Annotated in this window: 1 protein-coding gene (only partly in view); it reads left to right on the forward strand. The window is 71.9% G+C overall.

The window, feature by feature from the left end; genetic code table 11:
• The first annotated feature begins 87 nt into the window (after nt 1-87).
• Nucleotides 88-26,847, forward strand: partial view of a hypothetical protein gene (locus tag ACWGJY_RS18795; RefSeq protein ID WP_453261926.1) — the 5' portion only. The gene runs 2,178 nt beyond the window's last position; the window shows 26,760 of its 28,938 coding nt (coding positions 1-26,760); the start codon lies at nt 88-90; its stop codon lies beyond the right edge, outside the window.

The following is a 26,847-nucleotide window of genomic DNA, read 5'->3' on the forward strand; positions in this document are numbered from 1 at the left end:
ACCGGCGTCACCAGCTTCCGCCGCGAGATCATCAAGTACGGCACGGGCCTGTCGCAGAACGAGGACGACGAACCGGACGACAGCGGCGTGCTCGGCTACACCCTGACCGTGCACGCCGTCCTGGAGGTCACCGGCCCCGAAGGCACCCGGTGGGTCACGGGCAACGCCGTGGTGCGGGCCACCTTGGAGGACGTCCTCGGTCTCGGCCTCGCCCCGGCTCGGGCCTCCCGCGACGTCTACGACGCCCCCGCCGTCGTCGCCGCGAACGGCTCCGGCGACTGGCGCGCACTGGATTCCGCGGACTTCGGTGGCCTGCTCGCCGCCGCGTTCACCGAGGAGGACACCGCCCCGCAGGTCTGGCTCGACCCCGGCGACGTCCCGACGGCGGCCCGGCAGGCGCTGCTCGGTGCGCGTACCGCCCTGCTGGACGGCGGCACGCTCGCCGACGCACGGGAGGCCGCCGGCACCGAACTCCCCGCAGACCTCTCGGCCGCCATGGGCGCCACGGCCCACGCCGCCGGCCTCGCACACCGCCCCGTCACCCTGGTCCTGCGCACCCCCGACGGCCCGGTCCACCTGCCCTTCACCCCGTCGATGGTCCGTGGCGGCGGTGAGCAGCAGCCCTCGGGCTCCATCAAGGACGCCATCGACGATGTCTTCGACGACCTGTCTTCGGCTGTGGGGGCGGGCGGTCGGGATCAGCAGGTGTCGCCGCCCGAGGACGTGATCAACGCAGCATTCTCTGACGAGAACGCGCCTGCGGCCAAGGCCATGTCGGACCACGAAAGCGCTCCTGCGTCCGAGGCTCCGTCGCACGAGGGGCCGCGGTCTCCGGCCGTCGACAAGGGTAAGAGGGCGGTTCCGGGCAGCCACCCGAGCTCCGACGGGGACGTGGCCGCGGTGGCCTCGCCCGAGCACCCGCTGAGCGGTTACGCCGAGTCGATGGTCCCCCGGATCCGCCGCGACGACGCCCAGCGGCGGTGGATCGCCTCGCAGGTGACGGCGCAGGACCTGCCGGAAAGTCTGGCGGAGGACCTGTCGGACGCAAATGTCGATCCGGACGGCCTCGTCACGGCGGATGGACTGCCGGCGGCTGACGTCTCGCCGCCCCCGGGGCGGCGGGCCGAGGAGCCGCAGAGCGAGGGCAGGCTCCCGCTGGGGTCGTTGGCGCCGGTGGACCAGGTGCGGGTGCTCATGGCGCGCCCCGGTCCGTGGCCGGAGGCGCTCGACGCCGTGGCGGCGAAGGCGTCGCGGAGGATGTGGCGCGAGGCGTACACGGACTTCGCGAACGCGATGCCGCAGGGTGCCGATGGAGGCGAGGAGGCCGCCGCCCAGGCCTGGGACACCGCCATGGCCCTGGTCCTGCCGTTGGAGCTGCACCCGGTACGCGCCGACTCCCGGCACGTCGGCGATCCGTATCGGGCCGCCGTACGCGACGTCGCCGGCCTCCTGGTGCAGGGCGGCGACCGCACCGAGGTCGTCGCCCTTGCCGACCGCCACCGCCACGAACTCCGTCTGCCTCCCCGTGGCCGTGGGGGCGCGCCCGGGGACCGGACCGGGGAGGTACGCGTCCCCGGCCGCACCACCGCCCTGACCCTGGATCTCGACGCACCCGTGCGGGGGCTGGACGATCCGCTGCCGGACTTCGGCGGACCGGTGCCGGGCTACGCCGACGGCACGTACGAGGCGGAGCCGGGGCCGATCGGCCGTCGGGTGTCTGTGACGGAGCCGCGGCGTGGTGGTATCGCGGAGGTGCCTTCGCAGGAGGTGCCGACGCGTACGGGCGATGTCCCGGAGCAGTGGTTCGCGTACGTCCGTCCGTCGTCGTCCCTTACCGTGCCCTTCAGGTATGAGGTCAGTGACCGGGGCCGGATCAAGGTTCCCGGCTGGAAGACGCTCTCGCCTCAGGGGTGGGTGCGGTTCGGTGACGACTTCTTCCATTCGACGGGTGCGTTCCTGCGCGGGGACAGCGGTTGGATCGGCCAGGTCGAGGATCTGGACGCGCTGCGGAAGAGCGCCGTTTCCCTGGACCCTGCGAGCGCGCCGTACACGCTCGTGTCGGGATGGGAGGGGATGTATCTGGTGCCGGACGCGGAGGAGGGCGCCCCGGCGATCCGTATTCCGCTGGACCCTTCGCTGAACGCCGCCGCAGCGCATCCTCACGGGCACCCGTCCCTCGTGGAGGCCGACGCGACGTTGTTCAACGCGGTGCGCGATTACCTTCCGACGGGGACACCGGCGCCCGGCGCCGATGGTGCCTCGACGGTGTGGGTTCCGGACCGGGCGGTGCGGGACCACGCGCGGGCCTGGTGGTCGCGCATGGACGCCGCGTCCGAGTCGGGCCACGAACGGGTTGCCGAGGTGACCGATCAGGTTGTCGGGCGGCTGGAGCGTGGTGAGCAGACCGTCCCGTACATGCTGGAGGACGCGACCGGCGGTCTGGCCGACCCGGACCGCGGCGGTCTGGTGTTCGGCATCGAGGTCGAGTTCACCTTCCCCGCGTACTTCACGCGTGAGCAGAGGTTCGCCGCGCTCGGTGGTATCACCGCCGGACTCCGCACGGCCGGGCTGACCTCGCAGCGGGAGTTCGGGGGAATTCACACCGCACAGATGCAGGAAGGGGGTTATCGGGAAGCCCGGAACGGATGGATCCTGGAGGGCGACGCCTCGATCGGCGCCGAGCTGGTCTCTCCGCTGCTGCGGGACGGGCGGCATACGTGGGACGACCTGAACACGGCGCTGCGCATCATCCGCGACCACGAGGGGATCATCACACCGGAAGCGGGCCTGCACGTGCATGTGAGTACCCGTCAGTTCGGTACGGGTACCCGGCAGCGCCACGCGTTGGTGGACATGTTCCGCGGCTACCAGAGCGCTCTGGGCAGGCTGGCGATGGACCCGCATGCCCAGTCGCACCGCGGCCTGACCTATACCGGGCCGCTGCCTCCGCCGGAGTCGGCGGAGTCGGCCTCCGTAGGGGCTGTTCCGCCTGGTTGGCTGCCCACGTCGCATTACGACGCCCTGAACTTCGAGAACGTGGTGGGCGTGGGCTCGGACCATGTGGAGTTCCGGCTGAGTGACGGAAGCCTGGACGCGGCGAAGGTTCAGGTCTGGACCAAGATTGTGCTCGGGTTGACGCACACCGCCTTGCGGCTGGCCGGCGATCCGTCTTGGCAGCCGCCCGCCTACGACCCGATCGACGGGCACGCCGAGGTGGTGCAGCGGGTGCGGTACCCCGCCGACGGGGTGCGCCGGCCCGGCGATGTGGTGGTGTTCGAACCGGACTTGCCCAGGAACACGGCGCGCCTGCGCGCGATGCTGGACACGATCTTCTGGCGGCAGTCCGACCGGGAGCAGGCCATGGCCGTGTTCGCGACCACTGCCTGGTTCGGGGGCCGGGGGGCCCAGGAGGGCGCTCACGCGAGCGTCGGCTGGCCGGTCCCGGTCGGTGTTCCAGGGCTGGCGCCGCTGGAGTCGTTGGAGCGGATCTTCGTGGCGCAGCAGCCCGGCGCCGTGGCGTTCCTGACAGCCGTCGGTGGGTCGGCGGATGATTGGGACGCGGCCGGGGTGCGGGCCCGGTTCGGGCGTGACGATGCCTTCGTGGTCGGCGTCGCGCCGGGCGCGCGGGGTGTGCCGGCCGTCTTCGGCCTGGAGGGCAGCCGCCCGTTGGGCGGTGCGGAGTTCACGGCGCTGCTGTCGCAGCTGGGCTGGTCACCGGGGATGCCGCTGGCGGTGGTCTACCCGAGCGCGGAGATCCCCGCGTCCGTGTACAAGTGGGCCACCGCGGTGACCGGCGCCATCGGGCAGCCGGTGCACCTCACGGTCACCGACCAGTATCTTCCCGGCGAGATTGAGGTGCCGTCGGCTTGGCTGGCCGGTGGCGAGGTCTTCCGGCAGGGGGGCGGCGAGGTGGTCGACGACGACGGCTTCACGGCCGTGCTGCCGGGCGACTCGTGGCTGCGGACCGGCGGTGCGGGACAGCCCGACAGCGCCTGGCCCGCCCAGACCGGGTACGTACGCTATGCCGGCGCGCAACCGCATACACCGGCCGAGGCCGAGGCCCCGGCGCAGGCACAGCCGCAGGCGGAGGCGGAGGTGCATTCGACCTTCCTCACGACCAGCGGCATGGACAGCCTGCCGGGCACGGGCCGCACCACCGGCCAGGTGCCGGCAGAGGGCGAGCCCACTGTCTTCATCGAGCCGGTGTCCGAGGAGGCCCGCGAGGAGGTTCCGGACTCCCTGCCGGCTCCGCCGGCGTCGCGGCGCGGGGGCCTCGACGCCCTCCGCGACTGGATGGAGTTCTCGTCGGTATCGGGGCACAGGCGCTCCGGTGCGCTGCGCGCGATCGACGACGCCGTGGACGCTGTGCACCGCCATCCGGACGTCCAGCACCTGTCGGGCGTGCTCCGCGCGGTGCAGAGCTGGCAGCAGAAGCCCGCGAGCCGGGGGAGCAGCCGCTGGGAAGCGGTCCGACAGTTGGAGAACGCGGTACTCGATCGAGTGGATCGGTTGCAACGGGACTCCCGGCCCGGCCACCACGCGTCCGCCGGCCACCCGGCGCAGTCCTCGGCGCACGGCGTCGGGCGCGGCGCGACCATGTCGCTGGTCCCGGCCGGCCCGCGTCCGGCCGAGGTCGAGGGCTTCGCCCCGGGCAGCGGTTTCGAGGCCGAAGTCCACCGGTACCGGGTGGTATTGCCCGCAGGGGTGGGGCCCTCGGACTACGGCGAGCTCGTGGAGCTGCCCGGGGTGCTGACCATCACCCTGGACGTACTGGGTGATGTGCCGATCCTGGAGATCGTCACCGAACCGGCCCGGGGTCTGGTGCGGGGAGAGCACGACGGACGCGCCGAGCGGTCCGACGTGCTGGCCGCCTTCCACGATGTGCTGTCGCGGCTCGACAACGCCCGGCCCGGTGCCACGCTGCCGCGCATCTTCCCCAGGTCGGCCGGGTATGTGATCAACCCGCTCGCGGAGGAGGACCGCCTCCAGGTGTGGCCGCACCCGCCCGGCGGGGACGTCATTCTCGTGCATCACACGGCGACCGCCCCGCTCAGCGGCGTGCTTGCCTTCCTGAGGCACCTCGCCGACCACATGCGGAGGGATTCGCCCCCGTCGCGGATCGCGCACCGGGACCTGGGTGCGGCGGAGGTCTTCGCCGACGGCGTGCTGGAGCGTTATGGGCAATGGTTGACGCGGCACCCGGAGTTCGCGGGCCGGGAGCGGCCGTGGGACACGGACGAGCTGGCCGGTGCCGCCGCGCTCGGCTACACCCAGGTCGCCGCCACCCTGCGTGGGAGCCTGGACCACCGGGTGCACGCCAAGGGATTCGCGGGCGTCATCTCCCGTGCCTCCCTCGGTGGGATCCGGCGCGGCCTGGGCCCGGTGCCCCGCAGGTTCCTGGAGGACGAGGCGGCCTGGTTCACTCATCGCTTCCAGCGCACCTTCCAGCAGTACACCGACTACGAGCTGCCCAAGATGCTGGAGCGGCTGCTTCCGCCACGGTGGGACGACCGGTCGCCCGCCTTGGTCGGCCAGTACATGGAGAACCTGCTCCTCGCGCACCCCTCACGTGTCATTGACCAGTACGAAGCGCTGGGGGTCCGCACCAGGCACCGCGAGCTGGACAGCAACCCGGTGAACGGGGTGCCGACCCTCGACCCGGCAGTCGTCGTGATGGAGGCCCGTTTTCTGGCAGCCGCCCGATCCACCCCGCAGAGCATCGAGCACGATTACCACGCCCAGGCCCAGCGGTCCGTCGACCTCTACAACGGTTCCCGGCAGCAGCACGGGCTGCCCCCGGTGGGCCGGCCCCTGGCGCGCGGGCACCGAGGGCATACCGGGTATGCGCCGCCGACCAGGGCGCAGGTGGCCGGTGGTATCGATGCGGCCGGACCGGGTACGGCGCAGGGCGTCACCGGTCAGCCGGTTCAGTCCGGTGCGGCTGAGTCCCCGGCCACCCCGTCGGTTCCGCTGTCGCCGGCCCTGGCCGATCTGGCGGCTCGGCTGCCTGGCATGCCGCAGGACGAGCGGGCGGAGGAGCTGGCTCTCCTGCCCGCCGCCGATGTGGAGGCGCTGGCCTCCGATCCGGTGCTGGTGCGGGATCTGCGCGAGAGTCTGTCCGCCGAGGACTTCGCTGCCACTGTTGCCCGGTTGATGGTGCGGATCCCTGAGGGGGTGCGGCAGCCGTTCTCGGCGCGGCGTGAGGCCGTGAACCGGATAGCGCCGATGCTGGGTGACCCGGAGGTGGCGGTGCGGCTGCTGAACAAGGGCAGCCGGATCTTCGTGGTCCCCCGGGATGCCGAGTTGACGTCGGTGGGCCCGTTCCGCGAGTTGCGCGGCACTCTTACCGGCGACGGTCGTCCTTTTGCATCCCTGCGCGGCGACCTCAGGCGTGGTCAGGTGGGGGCCACGGAGGAGAATCTGCTGGGTGAGACCACCAGTGTGCCGGGCGCCGATACCTACGCGGACGGATACTCCGTCATCACGCATGAGTTGGCGCACGGCATCCACAGGCACGGGCTGAGCGACGCCGACGGGAGGCTCATCAAGGAGGTTTTCGACGCCAAGGTGAAGCAGGGGCGGGCCGCGAAGTGGCCTGACGGCTTCTGGTATGACCCTGCCGGCGTCAACCCGGACCCCAACTACTCCTGCCGCAACGAGTACGAGTACTTCGCCCAGCTCACCAATGCCTACCTGGGCACGAACGCGGGTCGGGACCCGTATACCGAGGCGCCCCGCAACAACGGCGCCAGCTGGGTGCGGGAGAACGACCCGGAGATGCTGCCGCTGCTGGAGCGGCTGTACGGTCCGGGTGCCGAGCCGCCCGGTCGCGGTGACAGCGGGCGGGCCAACCCGTTCACCACGACCCAGGCCGAGAACGAGGTCTGGGCGGGCTTCCGTGCCTTCTGGGACCGGGCCGAGGGCGTGCTGCGCCCGCAGCCGCATGCGGTGATGCCGCCCGTCCCGGCCACCTCCCGCGGACACGGGGCTCCCGGGGTGGTGTTCGACAGCCTCAGCCCGACCGGACCGGGTACACGGACGGTGCCCCCGGTGTCGCGCTACGGTGAGCAGGGGGAGGAGCCGCCGGAGACCCTGCTGTGGCACCTGCTGAACAACCGGCTGGAGAAGCCGAACGCGCGCCTGGAGGCCATGGGCCTCGCACGCGTGGAGACGCCGTCCAAGGCCGAGCTGGCGGCCGAGCTGGCGGACCACCCGGACAGGCTGAAGCACGACACGGTGCAGAAGATCGCCGACAACTACGCCACATACCTGCTCAACGAGGCGGGCGCCCGCCGCCGCGGTGTGCCCCCCGAGCCACTTGGTCTCAAGGGCGGACGGCTGAACCCCAACCGGCCCCCGAACTGGGAGGACGAGGCCGGCCCGTCGAACCTGCTGCCCGAGGAGGAAGAGGACCCGGCGCTGCCGCAGAGGGCCTTCGACAACGAGCGGGATCGCATGGCCATCCACGCCCATGCGCGGCGCCAGGGCGCTCCCGCGAACCCTCAACCGGTCGATCCGCGGGAGGCGGCAGCCCTCGCTCGGGAGCAGGCACAAGCCGCCGCCCGCGAGCAGATCGCCCGCGCGCAGGAGTGGGACAGCGACGACCTGCCGGAGGGGGAGACCCCTGCCCCGAGGCGGCGCCGGCGGCCCCTCACCGGCCGTCGGCCGATCGGTCAGCCACCGACGACAGTCGCCGGCCCGAGGATCCCCACCCTGCGTACGCAGCGGGCGGTGGAAGGCCTGGCGGAGATGGCCGTCGACGAGGAGCTCGTCGGAGAGACCGGCGAGAACCTCGGCGAGGACGACGGGGACCAGGTCCTCCTGGACGGGCAGCCCGTCGGCGGCGGGGACGAGGGCCTGTTCGGGGGCCTGATCGACCGGAACGCGGAGTTCTCGGAAGCCCGGGTCACCAACCGGAACGGACAGGGTGTCGGGCGGACCTTCTTCAATGACACGGACCGCGAGCTGCGCCGCTTCTACTCCTCCTACCGGCAGATCACCCGGGGCGTCCAGTGGCGAGGGTTGCCCGGCGGGCGGCGGGGCGCCTGGTTCGGCGTGCCCATCGGCAACCGGGGCCAGGCCTTCCTCCTGGGCGCGCACGGCTACGACCTGAACGAGCGCCCGGCCCTCAGTGAGGCCGTGCTGCAGCACTTCTCCGCCCGAGCCGGTGCCGAGGGCATCGTTGCGGTGTGCGACTTCCCGCCCGCGCTGGCACGGCGGGTGGCCGACCGGTTCCGCATCACGCTCCACACCGGCATGGTGCTGGGCGATCAGCCGATGGCCTACCACGTGCTGGAGGACGCCCTGGGACGGCCCCGGACCTGGCAGGTGTTCCGTCCGAACCAGCCGACGGAGCACTACCCGCAGGAGCCGCTGGTCTGGGACGTGAACGAGTCGGCGTACCCGGACGAGAGCCTGCACAACACGGGGCCGCGCGGCCTTCTCCGGCGTATACGCAACACCGCGCCGCCCGCGGAGTCGAGCACGGCTGCCGCCCGGCGCCCCGCGTCTCCTCCGGCCTGGGACGAGGAGCCACCGGCCGGCGGGACGTCGAACCTGTACAGCGAACTGATCCACCACCCGGAGTGGGAGCGACGGGCCGCGGACTACGAGAAGGGCCTGATCCGTGCCTTCCGGCAGGACCAGGACGTGCAGGAGGCCGCCGCCCGCATCCGCCGCGTCCTTGAGGATCACGCCACGCTTGAGGTGTCCCGTGCCGTCCGCAAGGGGCTGCGGAGCACGATCGGCCTCAAGCCCCGGAGCGGTGTGAATCCGGGGCTGGAGCAGGCGCCCCTCGGCGAGAAGCTGGTCTACGTCTTCCGTCCGTCGCAGGACGCACCCGCGGGGGTCGACCTCTCGCCCCTGGATCCGGCGACGGCCCAGCAGGGCGGCTACCTCCTCGGCAACGGCGACATCGCCCTCACCGCCCGGCTGATGCACGCGTACGTGGAGTGGGTCCGGGACCACGAAGTCGACCGGGTGCCCGTCCCGCTGGCCCTCAAGGCGTTCATCGCGGGCCTGGTGCAGGTCCTGCCGCAGAGCACGAGCAAGCCGCCGTCGACGGTGCGCGAGGTGTTCGAGGCGTGGCGGCGCGTGGGCCTCGGAGCGGACTACGGCGCGGAGTTGCCGGCCGGGGCCTTCGACAACGGCGCTCCCGAGATGTACGAGGCGGTCGACCGCGCGCTCACTCCGGCTTCCTCGCTGACGGGCGGCCTGCAGGTCCGCCACCCGGATGCGGAGGACGTCGAGAGCCTGGCGGACGCGCTCACCCTGCCGCATCTGGCTCTGAGCTACGACACCGGCCACTCCCGGCTCTTGGTCGAGGACGCCCGCCACGTGGCGGCTCGTGAGTGGCACCTGCCCGAGCAGCAGGCTGACGCGATCCGCCACGTGCTGCGGCCGGGACCGGCCGGCACCTGGGCACAGGGCCAGAGCTCCGTGGCCAGGTTGGCGGCCGACACGCTTCTGCACCACCTGCCGCCGACCGGGGGCGATGCCTACTTCCGTTACCCGGACGACTACAGCATCAGCGTCGGCGACGAGGTTCCGCTGGACGGCTGGTACGCGGGCCGTCCCGCCCTCCGGGACGCAGTGAAGCTGGGCCCCGGCACCACCGAGACACTGCTCCTGGTCAAGGGCACCACCGCACGTCCCGTCACCGGCCAACTCTCGGACGGGCACCCCCTGGTCCTCTATCCGCCCCACAGGGCGAGTGTCCTCATCGAGAAGGAACACTTCCCCGTCCTGCTCGGCCGCACCATGTTCCGGTTGCTGGTGGGCCGTGAGGTCAAGTCGCTCCCCGAGCCGCGCGTGCGGTGGGGGAAGGAGAGCGTGCGTCGCCAGGACGTCGTCTCCAAGAACGGCAAGGACTGGGTCTCGACGGGCTACTTCACCGACCCGGCGATGGCGTTGAGGGTGTCGCCGCTCCAGCAGCTTCACCTGACGGGCCATCTGAACAGGTGGCGCCTTGAGAACGGCCGCCCCGTCGCCAGGCATCACCTGCTGCCGGTGGGGGAGCCGGGGAAGCACCGGCCCAAGGCGTTCGTGATCGCCGGGCACGAGGGCTCGCTGGGCAACACGATCGGTCAGGCCGAGCGGTTCGCGTCCCTGCTCAGGAAGGACCGGCGCAGCCTTCTCTTCATCGATGAGTGCGGCAACGGCAGCATCCAGCACCCGAACGCGCGGCTGGAGAGGCTCACCCGCGACGGGGACCTGACGGTCATCGGCTTCGACGGGAAGATGGCCGGCCGGGAAGTGCCCCTCCTTCCCGACGGGAGCGGGCCCCTCGTTCCGGTCTGGGACGCGCTCTGGGACGACGCCGGGAACCCGACGAACGCCTTTATCTACGAGAACGGGACCCACCGGGTCTTCCCCGATCCGCAGGACGAGGGTTCGCCCCTCCCCGGTATGGTGCCGCCGCCCGCAGAGCTGATCAACGACGCGGGCCCGAAGGCAGCGGCCGAGGCGAGGCAGTGGCGGCTGACGGAGCGGTTGCACCGCCCCGTGACCCTGGCGTCGGAGCTGCGGAGTGCGCTCCGACAGCGGCCGGATCTCACCTTCGGTGAGGATCACGGGCTCCTCATGGACGAGCTGCGCGGCGGGGTGTTCGACCGCGTCGTCGGCGAGGCCGCGGCGCGCGTCGTCAGGCATGCGTTCCCGGGCGAGGCCGACGGGCACCTGCCGGGTGCGGCGGGACGCCTGGCCGGCCTGGGCCAGGCGTACGAGGGCAAGCTACGGGAAGGGCTCGACGCGAAGAGGGGCAGCGACGAGGAGACAGAGGCCGAGGAGGCAGCCCTGGACGCCCTGCGGGCCCGCCTCTCCGGTGACCCCGAGAACCCCCTTTCGGACGAGGAGTTCTGGGGTGATCAGGGCGAGCCCGAGGAGAGCCGCTTCGCGACCGCGGTCGCCCGCCACTGGCCCCGGCTCGCCACGATCTTCCCGCCCCGCCCGGACGTACTCACGCCGGATGACGAGGCGGGTCTGCGGGAGCAAGGGTTCTGGCTCGACGTCGACGAAGGCAGTGCGCGTGCGGACCGCCTCTTGCATGTCTACAGCGGGCTCGGACTCCCCGCAGAGCAGCACCCGTACTTCCTGACCGGGACGGCGAAGGACGTGCTGGGCAAAGGCCTGGGGCGGACGACCCTCTACCGGTTCGTGCGGGCCGCCTACCGGGCCCGCGTCGGTGACGTGGAAGAACTGCAGCGCGCGCTCACGGGCGGTCCGACGGATCTGTACAAGTGGGCGGCGGTCGAGTTCGACCTGCACGAGACCCTGCCCCACCGCACCTTTTACCGGGAGTACGTCGGTGGCAAGGAGGCGCTGGACAGGAACGCCAAGTCCGTTGCCGAGCAGCATGAGCTGCAGCCCATCGAGATGCATGCGCTCCACAGCCTCAACCACCTGATCGCCACGATGGACCGCGAGGACCGTAGCGGCGTGTCCGACGTCGCGACCGAGGTGCGCCAGGAGGTGACCTCGAACGCGCTCCGGTGCTTCCCCGCCCTGGACCAGGAGGTGTGGTGGCTGGCGGAGGTCCCCGCATCGGGGTACGGAGCCGGGCAGCTCTTGCGGTTCCCCGGGTTCCCGAGGGCGTGGGAGTCGAAGCAGGAGGCTCTGTCGGCATGGCGGGGTGCGGCGGTACCGGGGAACCGGACCCTCTTCCGTGGGCCGGGTCGGATAGCGCGAGACGTCAGCCGCGTCGTCCCGGATCTCGGTCTGCGCTTCCCCGGGAACATCGACCTCCGGGTCACCGGGGTCCGTCCCGCCGCGGCGGGTGAGCCACTGCCCGTGGTGACCCTGGAGGACGGCCGGCCGGGAGTGTTGCCGGAGGCCGACGAGGACTGGGCGCCGGACCGGGTGCGCAGGCGGGAGGCCGTCGGCGACGACGGGCGCGAGCACGGCAGCTTCTTCTTCCGGGACCAGGAGTGGGCGGACCGCGAGTCGGACTACCCGCACCTGCCGGAGGGCTCTGAGGGCGTCGCCTTGAAGTGGGAGAAGGGGGCGGACGGCCGGAAGCAGTGGTACAGGTCGTACTTCACGATGCCGTTCGACCCGAAGCGGGTGTTCTTCACCGGTGGGCTCGGTGACCAGTTGGGCTCCCATGAGTCGGTGGCCGCGGCAGGTGCGGCGGTGGCGATCGAGCGTGGCTTCTCGGGCATGGTGCTGGAGGCGTGTGGTGACGCCGTCCCCGTCGACGGGAGGAAGCTGGGGAGGATCGCCTGGGAGAACGGCCTCAAGCTCTACCGGTACACGAGTAAGGAATCCTTCACCAAGGACCCCTTCGCCCAGGCCGCCCCGGGCCGGGAGAAGTACGTGCACACCCTGAGCCCGGATGCCGAAGGCAACCCCACGTATGTGGAGGTGTACGACCCCGACTGGACCGTCAAGCAGTTCACCGGCGGCGAGAACGGCTGGGAGCCCGTCGACGTCAAGGACATCCCGGACGCGCGGTACAGGAACGACAGGGCGCCTTGGTCGCTTCCGCCCTCGTGGGAGCAGGCGCGGTGGTGGCGGGACTTTGCGAGGCCGGAGGACGACGAGGGGCAGCCGGCCGACCCTCCTGCTTTCCGGACCGCGCTGCGGCCGGACGCGGATGACGAGCTGCGCCGGCGAGTCGACCCTCGTGAACGGGTGCGGCACGAGTGGTCCGAGGAGCGGTCGCGCCGTGCCGAGGCTGAGCGCGCGGCGAGGCAGACCGAACTGCGTGCCGAGGCTGAGCGCGCGGCGAGGCTGGCTGAGTTGCGTGGCGAGGCCGCCATGCCTGAGGTCGCCGAGCTCACGCTGGGCCCGGTGTACGCCGATGAGCGGTACCAGGAGTTGGCGGGCGCGTTCGAGGGCGCTCTGGCGCGCGCGGCGCGGGCCGTCCCTGCGGCACGTGAGGTGATGCCCTGGGCCAAGGCTTCGCTGCTGGAGTGGATGAATGCCCAAGGGGTTCTGGGCGGGGGCCTGACAGCGGAGGCGCTCTTCGGGCCCGAGGGGGCCGGGGGCCCCGAGTCCGACTTCGAGGCGTTCCCCGCCGCTGTGCTGCGCGGTGCGAAGACGTTGCTGCTGGGCAGCGAAGACCCCGACCGGATGCAGACGGACACCGCGGAGGGCGCAGATGCGCAGGCGTCGACGCAGGCCCCTGGGAAGTACTGGGACCTGCTGGGCACCAATGCCGAAGTGAGCCGGGCATTGCGGGAGCGGGGCTTCCGGCTCGGCACCGACGACGTCCTGTGGAACTTGGTGTTCCGGGTCTTCGAGGAGCTCAACCCGACGGCGCAGCAGTGGGACGCCTTCCGTGTGGCGATGATGGCCTTGATGGGTCCGGAGCCCGACAGGCCCACCTTCTGGCAGGTCATGCGGTATTCGGGATGGGGCGGCTACGGGCCTGTGACGGGCCTCGGCAACGGCGTGCCGTTCGACAGGGGCGTGCCGACGGGTGAGGCGGCCGACCTGAACGAATGGGCGCTGAAGCAGGTGGGCGAGGCCGGTCTCGGGAGCTTGGTCTCCGAGAGGGGACTCGACGTCGTCCCGCCGCATCTGCGGTTGCTGGGCATGGAGACGCCACAGCTGGACGACAGGGTCGAGTGGGCGGCCGAGTCCAACGATCTGTCGTTGTCGCAGGTGATAGCGCTGACCAGCCCCGACGTGCTGGCAGGCGAGCTGGACGAGGAAGACCCCCTCGACAACCTGCGGTACGACCTGGCTGTTGAGGGGGTGGACCGGCTCCCCGTCCACGAGGGCCCCGTGTGGCGTGCGGTGCGTCTCTCGCAGCGCCGGATGAAGCGCTTGGCGGCCGGTCAGGAGTGGCAGGAAGACGGCTTCCTCGACGTGTACGGCTCCCCGCAAGAGGCGAGGGACAATCTCACGGGCCCTGCGGAAGACCGGCTGGTCATGGTCCGCATTCCGCCGGGACCCGGAGTCCGGGACGGGCGCGACCTGGGGATCGGGCTGCGCACCCAGCCGGGCACCGGCTTCCTCGTCACCGAGGTCCGTGAGGGTGCCGTGCCGGGTGCCCCCGCGATGGTGACGCTGAAGCAGCCCGGAGACCTCGCGGTGAAGGGCTGGGGTGTGCCCGGCGGCTGGACCAGGTCGTATGTCGTGAACAACGCCGAAGACCGTCCGTTCCTCGTGGCGTTCTACTCCGCGGACGACTACGAAGTGCGCAGGCGGCCCTACGAGTTGCTGTCCTCCATACGGCGTGGCCGGCAGTGGAAGACGGAGACGGAGAACGGGACGCAGCGCTTCTACAGCGCCGACTTCGACGTGCCACTGGAGGACCCGGATCACACGCTCTTCATCGCCGGTCACGGTGGCCGGCTGGGCAACAAGCGTGCCCTCGTACGGGAGATGGCCCGGCGGGTGGCAGGCGCGGGCGTCACGGAACTGGTCCTCCTCGACTGCGATCCCGACCCGGGATTCGAGGACATCGCGGACCGGACGGGCCTGGTGATCCACACCTCACAGGCCGCGGAAGCGACGGTTCCGGCGGAGGCCGGCGGCCGGCACGACCTGCTGGAGGACAAGCACGGCAAGCCGACCTACTGGCACACCTACCGCCCCCGCAAGCCCCTGCAGATCCGCCCCTTCGAGTCCGTGGCGGTCACCCCGGCCCCGGGCACGCAGCAGTGGGTTCCGCGCAGCGCGAGCGAGTACCCCGATGCGCAGTACGTGAACCGCGAAACGACCCGGTCGCACTTGTCGCTTGCGGACTTGTTGCAGGAGGACGAGGCGCAGTGGTTGGTGGAGCGCCACCGGGCGCAGCAGGAACTGCGTGAGGTGGCCGAGGCCGAGGCGCGTCGTGCGGCGGCCGAGCGTGCGGCGAGGCTGGCGGAGCTGCGTGCCGCGGTGCCGGTGTTCGCCGAGCTCAGGTTGGGTCCGGTGTATGACGACGGGCGGTACGAGGAGTTGGCGGGGGCCTTTGAGAAGGCTCTGGCGCGGGCGGCGAGGACCGTTGAGGCGTCTCATGAGGTGTTGTGCTGGGCGAGGGTCCGGCTGCTGGACCAGCTGAACGACATGCTGGGCGGGGGCCTGACGGAGGCGGAGCTCTTCGGCTCCGAGGAGGACGGGTCCGACCGCGACGAGGAGGGGAACGTCTCCGAGTCCTTCCTCGAGTCGTTCCCCGCCGCCGTGGCGCGCCATGCGCCAACCCTGGCGGACTTTGTCCGGGGAGACCTGCCGGGGCATCTCCCTGCCGAAGTGGACCAGGCGTTGCGGGGCCGGGGTTTCCGGCTCGGACGGCAGAACGTTTTCTGGAATCTGGTGTTCCGGGTCCTTGAGGAGCTCGACCCGACCGAGCAGCGGTGGGACGACTTCCGTGTGGCCATGATGGGCTTGATGGCGCCGGAGGAGCACCGGCCCACCCTCTGGCAGGTCATGCGGTATTCCGGGTGGGGCGACTTCGGGCCTTTGACGGGTGTCGGCCCAGGGGTGGCCGACGACAAGGCCGTCCCGGCGGGTGAGGCGGGCGATCTTTACGAGTTCGCGCCGTCCCTCCTGGACGATGTCGATCTTGACGACTTCGCCTCGGAGTTCGGTTCCGACATCGTCCCGCCGCATCTGCGGCTGCTGGGTATGGAGACGCCGCAGTCCGACGCGTTGGTCACGATGGCGGCTGAGCTCAACGGGCTGTCGTTGTCGCATGCGGCGGCGCTGACCAGCCCTGAGGTGCTGAGGGGCGAGCTGGAGGAGCTGCCTCTCGATCCTCTGCGGCGGGACCTGGCCGTTGAGGGGATGCGCCGGCTTCCCGCTTTCGAGCGGCCCGTGTGGCGTGCGTTGCGTCTCCCCAGGGACCGGGCCCAGAGGTTGACGGCCGGGCAGAGCTGGCAGGAAGACAGCTTCCTGGAGGTGTACGACTCCGAGCAGGAGGCGCTGGAAAACCTCGAACCGTCGCGTGCGAGGGGCCCGCTGGTGAGGGTCCGCGTCCTGCCGGGCCCTGGCGTCCGGGACGGGCGCGACCTGGGTATCGGGCTGCGTTACGAACCGGGCACCGCCTTCGTCGTCACCGAGCTCCGTGAGGTGGCGGTGCCCGGCGGTACCGGGGTGCTGGTGACGCTGGACCAGGCCGACAGGCAGACGCCACTGAGCCGGTGGGCACCCAGCGACTGGGCCGTGCAGCACGTCGTGCGGCGCCCCGACGGCCGTCCCGCCGTCGTGGCGTTCTACTCCGCCGATGACTACGCAGCGCGCGGGAATCTTCTTCCGTTGCTGCCGTCCCTGTCGCGTGGCCGGCAGTGGGCGACGGAGACGGTTGACGGAACCAAGCGCTTCTACAGTGCCGACTTCACGGTCACGCTGGACGACCCGGACCACGCGCTCTTCATCGGTGGGCATGGCGGCCGGCTGGGCAACAAGCACGTAACGGCCGCACGCGTGGCAGCCGCGGGCGTCAAGGAAGTCGTCTTCTTCGACTGCGACGACGATCCCGGCTTCCAGGAAGTCGTCAACGGCACGCTCCTGACGCTCCATGTGCAGCAGCAGCGGCATGCGCTGGTGCCGGGGGGCGATTCCCGTGGCGAGCACGCTCTGCTGGAGAACCAGCAGGGACAGCCGACCTACTGGCGCACCTACCGCCCCTTCGAGCCCGTGGCGGTCACCCCGGCCCCGGGCACGCAGCAGTGGGTCGAGCGCAGCCGGAGCGAGTACCCGGCGCGGAAGTACTGGAACGCCGCCCCGGCCGCCCCGGCCGCCCTGGGCACATCGGCCGCCCCGGCCGTGCCGGCGGCCCAGGTCGCATCGCCCGACGCCCACGCGCCGCTCTATCCGGACCTCTACGACCACGCCGCGTTCGCGGGGTTCGCGCAGGACTACGAGGACGCCCTGGGGACGCTGCTGGCGCGGGCCCGGGAAGGCGTGAGCGGGCCGCGGAAGCTCGTCCGGCGCCTCTACGCCTACCTGAGCGAGCACCACGACTCCAAGGAGAACGCCGCTGCGGCCTTCGGCCTGCAGACTCAAGGGAACCGGCCTGCGGCCGAGGTGCTGGACGAGCTGCTCAAGGAGCGGTATTCCCAGGATCTGACGCAGCGGTTGATGCACGCTTTTGAGAACGCCGCCTACGCCCACACCGACTCGTCCTACACGCTGGCCCAGCTGTGGCGCGACCAGCCGGAGTTGAACACCCGCGACATCCCGACGGACCCGCCGAAGGAGCGGCCGTGGGACGACGCGGAGCGCGTGGAACTGACCGGACGGCGCGGCCTGGTGCTCACCGAAGGCCCGGACGTGCACACCGAGCGGCAACTGGAGTACGCCCGAGAACTTGGCGCGAGCGAAGGAGATCTGAGGCAGTTCCGCGACGGGAGGATGGTCCACAACCTCCGGCGACCGGGCGGGTACTCGGCCTACGAGACCATGCGGGCGGCGCACGACGCGGGGGTGCGCGACGACATCGACCCGGACCTGTCGGCCGTCGACGCGGCCCGGTTCCACTCCTGGCTGGACGCGATCTACGGGCCCCGCGGGCACCGGGCGTACGCGACCCTCCCTCCGGAGACGCGGTTCGACCTCGGCCTGCCCCACCGGGCGATGTACCAGATGATGGCGGGGAAGGAGGAGCCCGAGGATCTCCAGGAGGACCCGGCGCAGGCGCAGCAGCAGCGCGAGGCGTACCTGCGGTGGCTCGCGCTCACCGGCGCCCAGGACATGCTGCGTGCGAACCTCGGGGCCGAGCATTTCGTCGCGTTCCAGATGGTGCGTGGCAACCACCCGCTGCTGGACCCTCGCTACGCCCAGGACGACCCGCAGGCGCGGGAGCTGCTGCGGGAGCGGCTCGGCCAGCTGGTGTCCCAGGCGCACGCCGCGCCCGGCGCTCACTCCTACCCGCAACTTCTGCTGGACGACGAGAAGTTCGCCGAGCTTGCCGGCTCGGGAGCGAGTCCGGACGCGCTGCGCCGCCGTGCCGCCACGCTGACGCCGGTGGTGGCCCGGCAGATCCGGTCGCACCTGTCGATGCTGGCCGAGTCCCTGAAGAGGCTGCCGCTCAGCCCGTGGGAGTTCCGGACCGCCGACGTGCCGGGCCCGCTGCGTGGTGAGCAGACTCCGGCCGTGGGAAGCACGATGCTCGTTCCGGCGCTGGAGCCCGGAACGGTGAGCCGGGAGTCGGCGTTCGCCTCCCTGCGCCCGTCCTCCGGGACGCATTCGCGCCTGGTCGAGGTCGTGGGCACCACCGGGCGGGACATCTCGCCGTTCGAGGACCGTGCGCAGGACGGGACGCTGCTCCATGCCGAGGAGCGCTCCCTGAGCGTGCGGGAGGTCCGCTTCGGGGTGCATCTGCGGGGCGGCCGGGAGTACGAGCACGTGGTGGCGGAGGAGGACCTGCGGCCGCTGCCCGACGCGGTCTGGGAACGGGAGGTCGCCACCCGTGCCCTCGTCGACCCGGACCGGAACGAGACGGTCGGGTACGCCGTCCACAACACCTACGACTGGTGGTGGATGGACTGGCAGCACCAGGACGTGCTGTTCCGGCGGGCTACGCACTACCGGCTGATGAACCGGCAGGCCAAGACCGTCGGCGAACAGTTCCCGACGCCGTGGACGGACAAGGCGCTCGTGTACTCCGGCCACAGCAACGGGCGCTACTTCAAGGCCATGGGCCAGGCCCTCGACGGGGCCGGACTGGGCCACTTCATCCGTCAGCTGATGGCGCACTCGCACACGACCGGGCGGTGGAGTTCGCTGGCGGCCATCTCGTGTCTCGCGGCCGCCGAGCGGGCCGACGGCCGCGCATCGCTGGCCCAGACGCTCGCCGATCGCGCGCTCATCGAAAGCCACGCTCCGAATGTCACGACGGCTTTCCTGCGAGAGGAAGAGCCCCTGGGACTCATCCCCGCCCCCGGTCGGCCGGAGCCGGCTCTGGTGAGCGCGCAGCCCCGGGATCGCGCCACCATCGCGGCCGAACTGCGCCGCGCGCTGCGGAACACCGCGCAGTGGGCGCCGCTGCTGCGGGAGCTGTACGGCACCCCGGACTTCCGGACGGCGGCCGAGACGTACGAGCACGCGCTCAAGGAGGCGCTGGCGCAGCGGCCCGCGGTGCGGGGCACCGCCGGCCGGGCGCTGATGGCGGCGGTCGCCAGGCCGGCCGACGACGCCGGCTGGCGCGCCGCGGTCGCTCCCGCGCTCGGGCTGGCGAACGACGCGCGTGCGGAGGACATCCAGGCCGAGGCGGCGCGCCGGGCGGCCCCGGACTCAGGCGTCGGCGTGGGCGACCTCCTGCACGCTTTCGCGGTCGCCACCACGTACCCCGATCCGCTGCCCCGGGCCACCACGCGCAGGGCCGACACCCCGGAACACCGGACCTGGCTGCGGGAGCGCGGCATCCCGAAGGGCGACGGGCAGGCGCCGCTGGTCACCGAGCTGCTGAAGAAGTACCGCGCGCTGACGGACGCCGGCGACGCGGACCTGTGGCGGTTCCTGGAGGCCATGGTCGCCGGGCTGCCGTACACCCTCTACGACCAGCTGCGCGCCGCGCAGGACGAGTTGGGGGACCTGTCCGGCTTCCACGACGTGCGGTACCGGGCCGCGACCTCTGGTGACGCGGTCGGGCTGTACCTGGGTGCGGACGAGCTGTTCCGGCCGCTGGAGTCCGCAGTGGGTGCAGACCTGCGCAAGCGGCTGCGGCTGCCGCACGAGGTGGCGTACGAGCGCGACCCGCGGGTGGCGGACGAGGCCAACGGCCTCGACGCGCGGCGGCGGGGTGGGCTGAGCGACGCCCATGCGGTGGCGCTGCACCGGGTCGACGCGCTGGACGACGTGGAGTCGGCCGACCCGCTGGACCGGGGCATGAGCGCGGAGGCGCTGAGCCTGCTGCCCCCGGTGAACGCGACGGTGTGGATACCGGCGCTGCTGCCCGGCGAGCCGGAGAACGAGCTGCACGAGATCGCGGTGCCGGAGTACCAGCAGGCAATGCGGGACCGCGCGGCGGCGGTCGAGGCCCTGCGCACCCGGTGGGGGAAGGGGCAGGACGGGCTCTACCCGGCGCTGCTGAAGGTGTCGGATTCCACGGCTCCCCAGGTGCCCGGCACGCAGCGGGTCCGCTACCCGGTGGAGACCATCCTGCCGGTGGCCGGGCGCGGCAACGGGGACTGGTTCACGGACCTGTCGCTGACCGAGTCCGAGCCGGTGGTGCGGCCATCGCGCGCGCTGCCGCCGGCCATCGCGCCGCACGGCCTCGACCGGCGGGCCGGCGCGATGCCGCGGGACGTCTTCGACTCCGAGGACGGCTCCTGGCTCGGCACCTCCTACTTCAGTGAATCCGATCTCGCACGGCGGGAGGCCACCCTCGGCCGGCTGCGGCGGATCATGTCGTATGTCGGTCTGGACGAGAAGCAGGACGGCACGCCCGACGCTTCCCGGTGGAACATGCCGGTGACCGACGGCACCTCGTCCTACTGGATCGGCCACGGCATGCCGACCGCGCAGGACCTGGAGACCCACGCCGACCGGACCGTCAAGGCCGGGCTCAAGGCCGTGACGATGCTCAACTGCACCACGCCCGGCCAGGCGGTCCTGGGCATGGACATGCTCGTGGACCTCACCCGCCGCACCGGCCTGGACTTCCACCTGGTCCACGGACGGGTCTCGACGGTGAACGGCATCCAACTGCAGTCCCAGGCCGCGTGGTTGACCTACCGTCCGGGCATGACGGCGCCGATCACGACGCGGACCGCGCGGCTCCCCTGGGTCAGCGGCCAGTCGGTGCGCTACCCGGCCCCCGAGGACTGGAACAGCCCCCAGGACGACGAGGACGACACCGACGTCCCGCGCTTCCCCTCCCTCATGGTCGAGGCCCGGAAGGCCGCCGCCGACTACGAGGAGGCCATGGGCCTGGTGCTGGCCGCCGACCTCCGCCTGACGCGAGAGGTGCAGGCCACCATCGGGGGCCTGCACTGGAAGCTGGAGCCGATCCTCGGCACCCATGGCGCCGAGGCGGTGTTCCTGCCCGCCGGCACGGGCGGGTCCGGTGGCGGTCTGGCGTACCTGCTCGGTCCGAACGCCGGTCTCGCCTTCACCGTCCGGGCGTTGGAGCGCGCCGTGGAGCGCGTCGCCTCCGACCCGCGGGCGGGCTCCGCCGGCCTTCGTCTCCCGCGCCGTCCGGCCGCGCAGCCCCACGACGCCGCCACCGAAGCGTCCTTGCACGACGAGCTCGGCCACCGGCTGTCCGGCAAGGGCCACGCCGTGGACGTCGGGTGGCTGCTGGAGGCACAGCGTGAGCTGGCTCTCCAAGACGCACATCCGCTCGCACTGCGCGAGGCTCTGATCGCCGTGGAGTTGATGACGCCGAACGGCCACTCGCTCGCCGAGGCGCTGGCCGGGGCCCAGCGGGTCGGGGTCCACGAACCCGAGGTCGAGCCGGCCGTGGAGGACGTCTCAGCCGACCGCCTCCTGCCCTGGGCCGATGGCTACTTCAGCGTCCTCGAACGGCTCACGCCGGATCAGACGCCCCGCCTGGCGCAGCACGAGAGGGAAGCGCTCGTGGCCAGGCTGTGGGAGCTCCCGCACCACCGCGTGTACGGGGAGATGGCTGCCCGGCGGGGGGTGGAGCCCGTCACCGAGGACCAGACCGCGTACCAGCGCTGGCTCGACTGGCACCACGCCCCGGGCGTACCGGCGTACAACCTGCGCCGGGCGCACCTGCTGGCCCTGAAGCTGCTGGAGAGCGGCGGGAAGCTGGACCCCGCCGACGCGGAGATGGCCGCGGAGGCGCTGGAGCGCCTCCCCGCCTGGCACGGCCCGTTGTGGCAGAGCGTGCGGATGGCGCGGCCCCCGCGAGTAGGGCGACAGTTCACCCTGCCCGGTCTGTACCCCGGCACGGCAGACCGGGAGACCGCCACGCGCCGGATGGCCGAGTACGCGACCAAGGTGGGTGTGCCCCTCCTGGTGGACGTCGCGGAGGCGAACGGCGTGCGCAACGACCCGTACGTCACGGACCGGCTGACCTATCCGCGCAGTGCCGACTTCGTGGCGCGCGACGTCAGGTCGGCCGTGGACGGTTCGACCGGGGTGCCGTTCTGGCATGTGCTGGCCGACGAGGTCGTCACGCCGCTGTCGACGGACGGGTGGGACCGCCCGATCATCACTCGCCGCCTGGCCGACCCTGGACGGAAGTGGCTCGTCGTGTCCAGCCTCAGCGCGCTGGACCCGGTGGCGCTCGGCGACCGCGTCTGGGCGGAGGCGGCGTCCGCCAAGACCGTCTCGCGCTACGACCCGGGGAGCCAGGCAGAGGAGAGCGACGCTCAGCGCCTCGCCACCCACACCGGCCGGGTCCTGCGCGTCGCGCACGGCAACGATGAGTTCATGTCCGTGTCCTCGCGCCACGGCCGCATCTTCGTCACCGGCCGGGACGACGGCCACCACCTGCGGCGGCTGCTCCCGGAGCACGGCTTCGCCCTGGACGCCCAGGTGCTGCTGGTCTCCTGCCAAGCGGCGCGCTCCCGGGGGGACGGCGTGCCGCTGCGGGCGCAGGACGCGGCCGACGGGAGCCTGCGCGTCACCGTCGCGTCGAAGGTCTTGATCGGGCCGAAGGCCGACGACGGGAAGCCGGCGCGGCTCGTGCTGTTCCGCGACGCGGAGGAGCCGCAGCCGAGGCTGCTCGCCTTCGAGCCCCGGGACGGCGTCACGCCGCTCCAGCGCGCCCGCGCCGCCCAGCGGCGGGGCCGGAAGCTGCCGCCCCCGGTCACCGCGGAGGCGTGGTGGCACGGCCGGCGGCCGGGCGTGCTGCTTCCCCAGGACGCAGGCACCGCGCCGACGGACACCTTGCACGAGGTGTGGGTCCCCGGCTCCCACGAGGTGACGCTGGACGCCCGTACCGCGCATGCCGGTCTGCGCGGCCCGGTCAACTTCAGCGGTACGCCGGACCACGCGGTGCTGTACCACGTGGTCAACACCTCGGTGCACCAGGTGTCCGGCGCCCCCGGCGACAAGCACCGGGCCCGGTACGGCTGGGACAGGATGCTGGACGTCGTGCTGCGCCAGGTGCGCCGCGACCCGGGCACCGGCCAGGTCTACGAGTACATGCGGCTGAGCGACCGGGAGGCGGCCACGACGCCGCGGCCGCGGCCGGGCCACGGCCTGGTGGCCCGGGACATCAACGCGCAGGGCAGTGGCTGGTTCGGCTTCGGCGGCGACTGGGTCGGCACGACCTACCACACGAGGTCCGACCACGACCTGCGTGCCGGGGTCGTCTCCCGCGCGCACCGGATCACCGAGTACACCGAGTGGCGTCGGAAGCCGGCCGGGGAGCTGACCTCGGTACAGCGCAAGATGCCCAAGGCCGACGCCTTCCTTGACGGTCACGGGCCGATGCCCCGCCGCGTGGTCGAGGACTTCGTGGCACGCGCGGCAGGCGAGGGCCGCAGGTCGGTCGCGCTGCTTCCCTGTTCCACGTCGGCGTCCAGGGCCGAATCGGCGCCGTGGCTGCAACGGCAGTCCGACACCCACCACATGACGCTGTTCCGGGTCATGGGCCGTTTCGCGCCCGTGCCCAACGACGTGGAGAGGTCGGAGGGATTCCACGAGGGCGGGGGCGAGCCGGACCGGTTCCATCTGGGCGAGGACGTCTACGGCCGGCCCATCCAGTGGGAGGTGTTCGTGCCGGGCGGTTCCGGGCCGGTCCCGGTCGACGCCCCGATCGTCGAGGGCTCGGCGCCGCCGGCCGCCTACCCGCCGGAGGAGTACTGGAACGGTCCGGGCGACGACGAGGCGGGCAGGGCGTACGTGAACGCCGCCGGCGGCGTCGACGCCCTGCGGGCACGCTTCCCCGGGCTCCATGGCGACCCGCGGTACCACGAGCTGAGCCAGTACTTCGAGACCGCACTCGGTCAGGTGCTGGCCAAGAACGGCGCCGTCATCAAGGAGGTGGCGCTGACGCTCGCCACGCTGCACGGCCTCTTCGCGGACGAGTTCGCCGCCTTCGCCAACCCGAAGGAGATCGAGGGCGGCGCAGCTGCTGCGGCGGCGCGGCTGTTCGCCGACCCCAGGGAGCGCGTCTCCTCGATGGATCAGTTGCTCCAACTCACCGACCCGCGCTCAGACGTCGGGCTCCCCGCACGGATGCGGGCGCTGGTCCGGGCCGCGTACGGCAACCCGCGGCGCCGAGGATTGGCCACGCTGTGGGAGCGTAAGCCGGAGCTGCGGCCGGACGGCATGGCGGACCGGCCTGCCGAGGAGCTCCCGCACAGGCCCGAGGACGTGAAAGGGCTGCGCGAGCGCTACGGAATCCACCTTTCCCCGAACGGGGAGGCCCATGTGGCGGAGTGGCTGCTCCGGTTGCGCGCGTGGCTGAAGGTGGACGACGGGGACCTGTGGACCTTCTTCCAGGCGGTGCTCGGCTACGAGCTGGGCGAACACAGCCTGGCGGAGCTCATGCGGGCGGCGGCCAACGCCAAGGTGCCCGGCGTGCCGAACCAGCGGATGGACGCCGCGCGGATGCACGCCTGGGCGTATAACGCCATCGACCCCCGGGCACTGGCCGGCGGGCGGGCCCTGCGGGACGACTTCGGGCCTGGCACGGAGGGTGGGGACAACCTGCGGCTGCCGCACGAGAGGTGGTACGCGGAGAACCCGGGCCGACTCGCGCCCTCGGTGCTGAAGGAGACCGGCGACATCGCGAAGCTGCTCGCTCTGCCCGACAAGCCCGTATACAGCACCGGCAAGGCTCTCGTCGGTCCGCTGGTGCAAAAGCGCCGGATATCCCTGATGGATTTCATAGCCGAACACGGGGGCTCCTGGCCGGTGTCCAACTTCCGGCCCGGCTACCTGGTGGGGTGGTTCCTGGCCACCGGGCCGGACCGCGCGCTGCTCGCACAGCGGCTGGCTCAGCCGGTCATCTCGGCGCATGACGACCCGGGCCTCCCGGCGCTCAAGCGGGTCGGCCGCGAACTCGCCACCGAGGCGTACGACAGCAAGGACATGGACCGGTACCCGCTGCTCCTCCAGGGCGACCCGACGTTCATGCAACTGATCCGCGAGTTCCACACGTCCCCGAACCGGGGAAGCCTGTGGGAGGAGGACCAACGCGGTCGTCGGCAGCGCACGGGGCAGCAACGCAACCGGAAGACCGACCTCGCCAGGCTGGAGGCCCGTGCCGACGCCGTCATCGAGAAGATCGCCGCAGACCTGACCGGCTACGCCGAGCTGGCCGCCGAGGCCGCCGCGATGATGCCGAAGCGGCGCGGCTGGGTGGGCTATTGGACCCAGGAGCCCGGTTCACTGCAGAAGCCGGAGACCTACGGTTCTGCGGGAGCCTCGCAGCACGTCCGGCAGTCCGCCCTGAAGGAGGGAACGGGGTCCTGGTCCGCCGCGCTCGCCACCATGCCCGGGGCCCAGAACATCCGGGACGGGCATCACCTCGTGCTGTGGCAGACGGAGGACTCGGAGTTCCACGACATCGGCCCCGCCGCGCGTTACCCGGACAAGAGCGCTGTGCTCACCTCCAGGCCGGGCCTTGTGGAGATACGCGGAATCACGTCGGCCATGGACATGCACAGCGGGCGGCGTTTCCACATCGTCACCCTCCGGACCGTCGAGCAGCCGCCTTCCCGCCGTTGGGGCCCGGAGATCCTCCACACGCCGGTCACCTCTGGCGACCGCCCCGTGGGAGTCAGCTTCCTCAGCACCCACGAACGGGCCGCGGCGGCGGAGGACTACCGCGACTTCCCGAGCCTGACGAGTTCCCGGGTCTGGAACGTCTGGGACGACGGCACCAGGGCGCCGGAGACCATCTGGAACAGCGCCGAGGAAACCCCGGACGAGCTGCCCCACATCCTGCCCTGGGACCCGAGCGCCGTCGCCCTGCTCGGCGCTCGCCCCGTCGATGACAGTGCCTTCGTGGTGCAGACGCCCTACGGGCCGAAGAACGAGAGCCCGTACCAGGTGGGGCGCCATGCGAAGCGTCTGCTGGACGCGGCGGGCGCGTCGGGGGATCTGCCGATCGTCCTGATGGGGGGCAGCCCCGGCAAGGACCGCCTCGGAGCCGATCAGCCGGCACAGGAGATCGCCGACGGGAGCCGGCACCGGGCCGTGGGGTCCACGGCGCTGTCCTGGGTGCGGCGGAAGACCGACCACGCGACGCAAGACGCGGAGGCGGCCGGGATGAAGGTCACCGGCACGGAGCTGGCCCTGGAGCGCGAGCACCTGCTCGCCCCCGATCCGCGGCTGGCCGTCTTCGAGCCCAGGTTGCGGGACGGCCTGCTGCCGATGTCCCCCTCACCGGCATGGCAACAGGCCCGGTTCGCCGGCTTCTACGGGGGCGGCGACAAGGCCAGGGCCAAGGAATGGATGAAGCAGGTCAAGAAGTACGAGACGAGGCTCGGCAAGGCGCTGGGCGGGCCCGTGGCGCTGGACGCCGCCCGGTACGCTGTGCGGCTCGCCACGGGGAAGCCCGCGGAGCGGTCGCGGTCCCTGGCCGAACTCATGAGTCGTTTCTTCATCGCGGTCGAACCGAAGCGGCACACAGTGGACTTCGACCAGCTGCTGCCGGATCCGCAGCGGCTGAAGAACCTGAAGAACCGCGGGATGCACACCCTGCGGGATACCACCGACCTGCCCGAGCTGCTGTTCCGGCGGTACCGCAGGCTGGCCGGCCCCGACCTCCAAGGGCTCCGGGCCTGGCGGCTGGCGGTCTTCGCCTGGCTGCTCGGTTCGTACTCGCTGCACGACCTGGTCGGCGCGTCGCTCCGTGCCGACGTGGGCTTCGCGACTCCGGCCGTGGAGGCTGCCATGCACGGTGAAGGGGCCCACCTGTTCCACTGGGCGGACCGGGATCTCGACCCCACCGGCCACGACGCCAGTCACCCCAAGGCCTACTACCGCACTCCACAGGAGTTCGCCTACCAGGAGGGAACCACCTGGCTCGTCCCCGAGGTCACCGGT

It is taken from the genome of Streptomyces sp. NPDC054765, assembly GCF_053612065.1.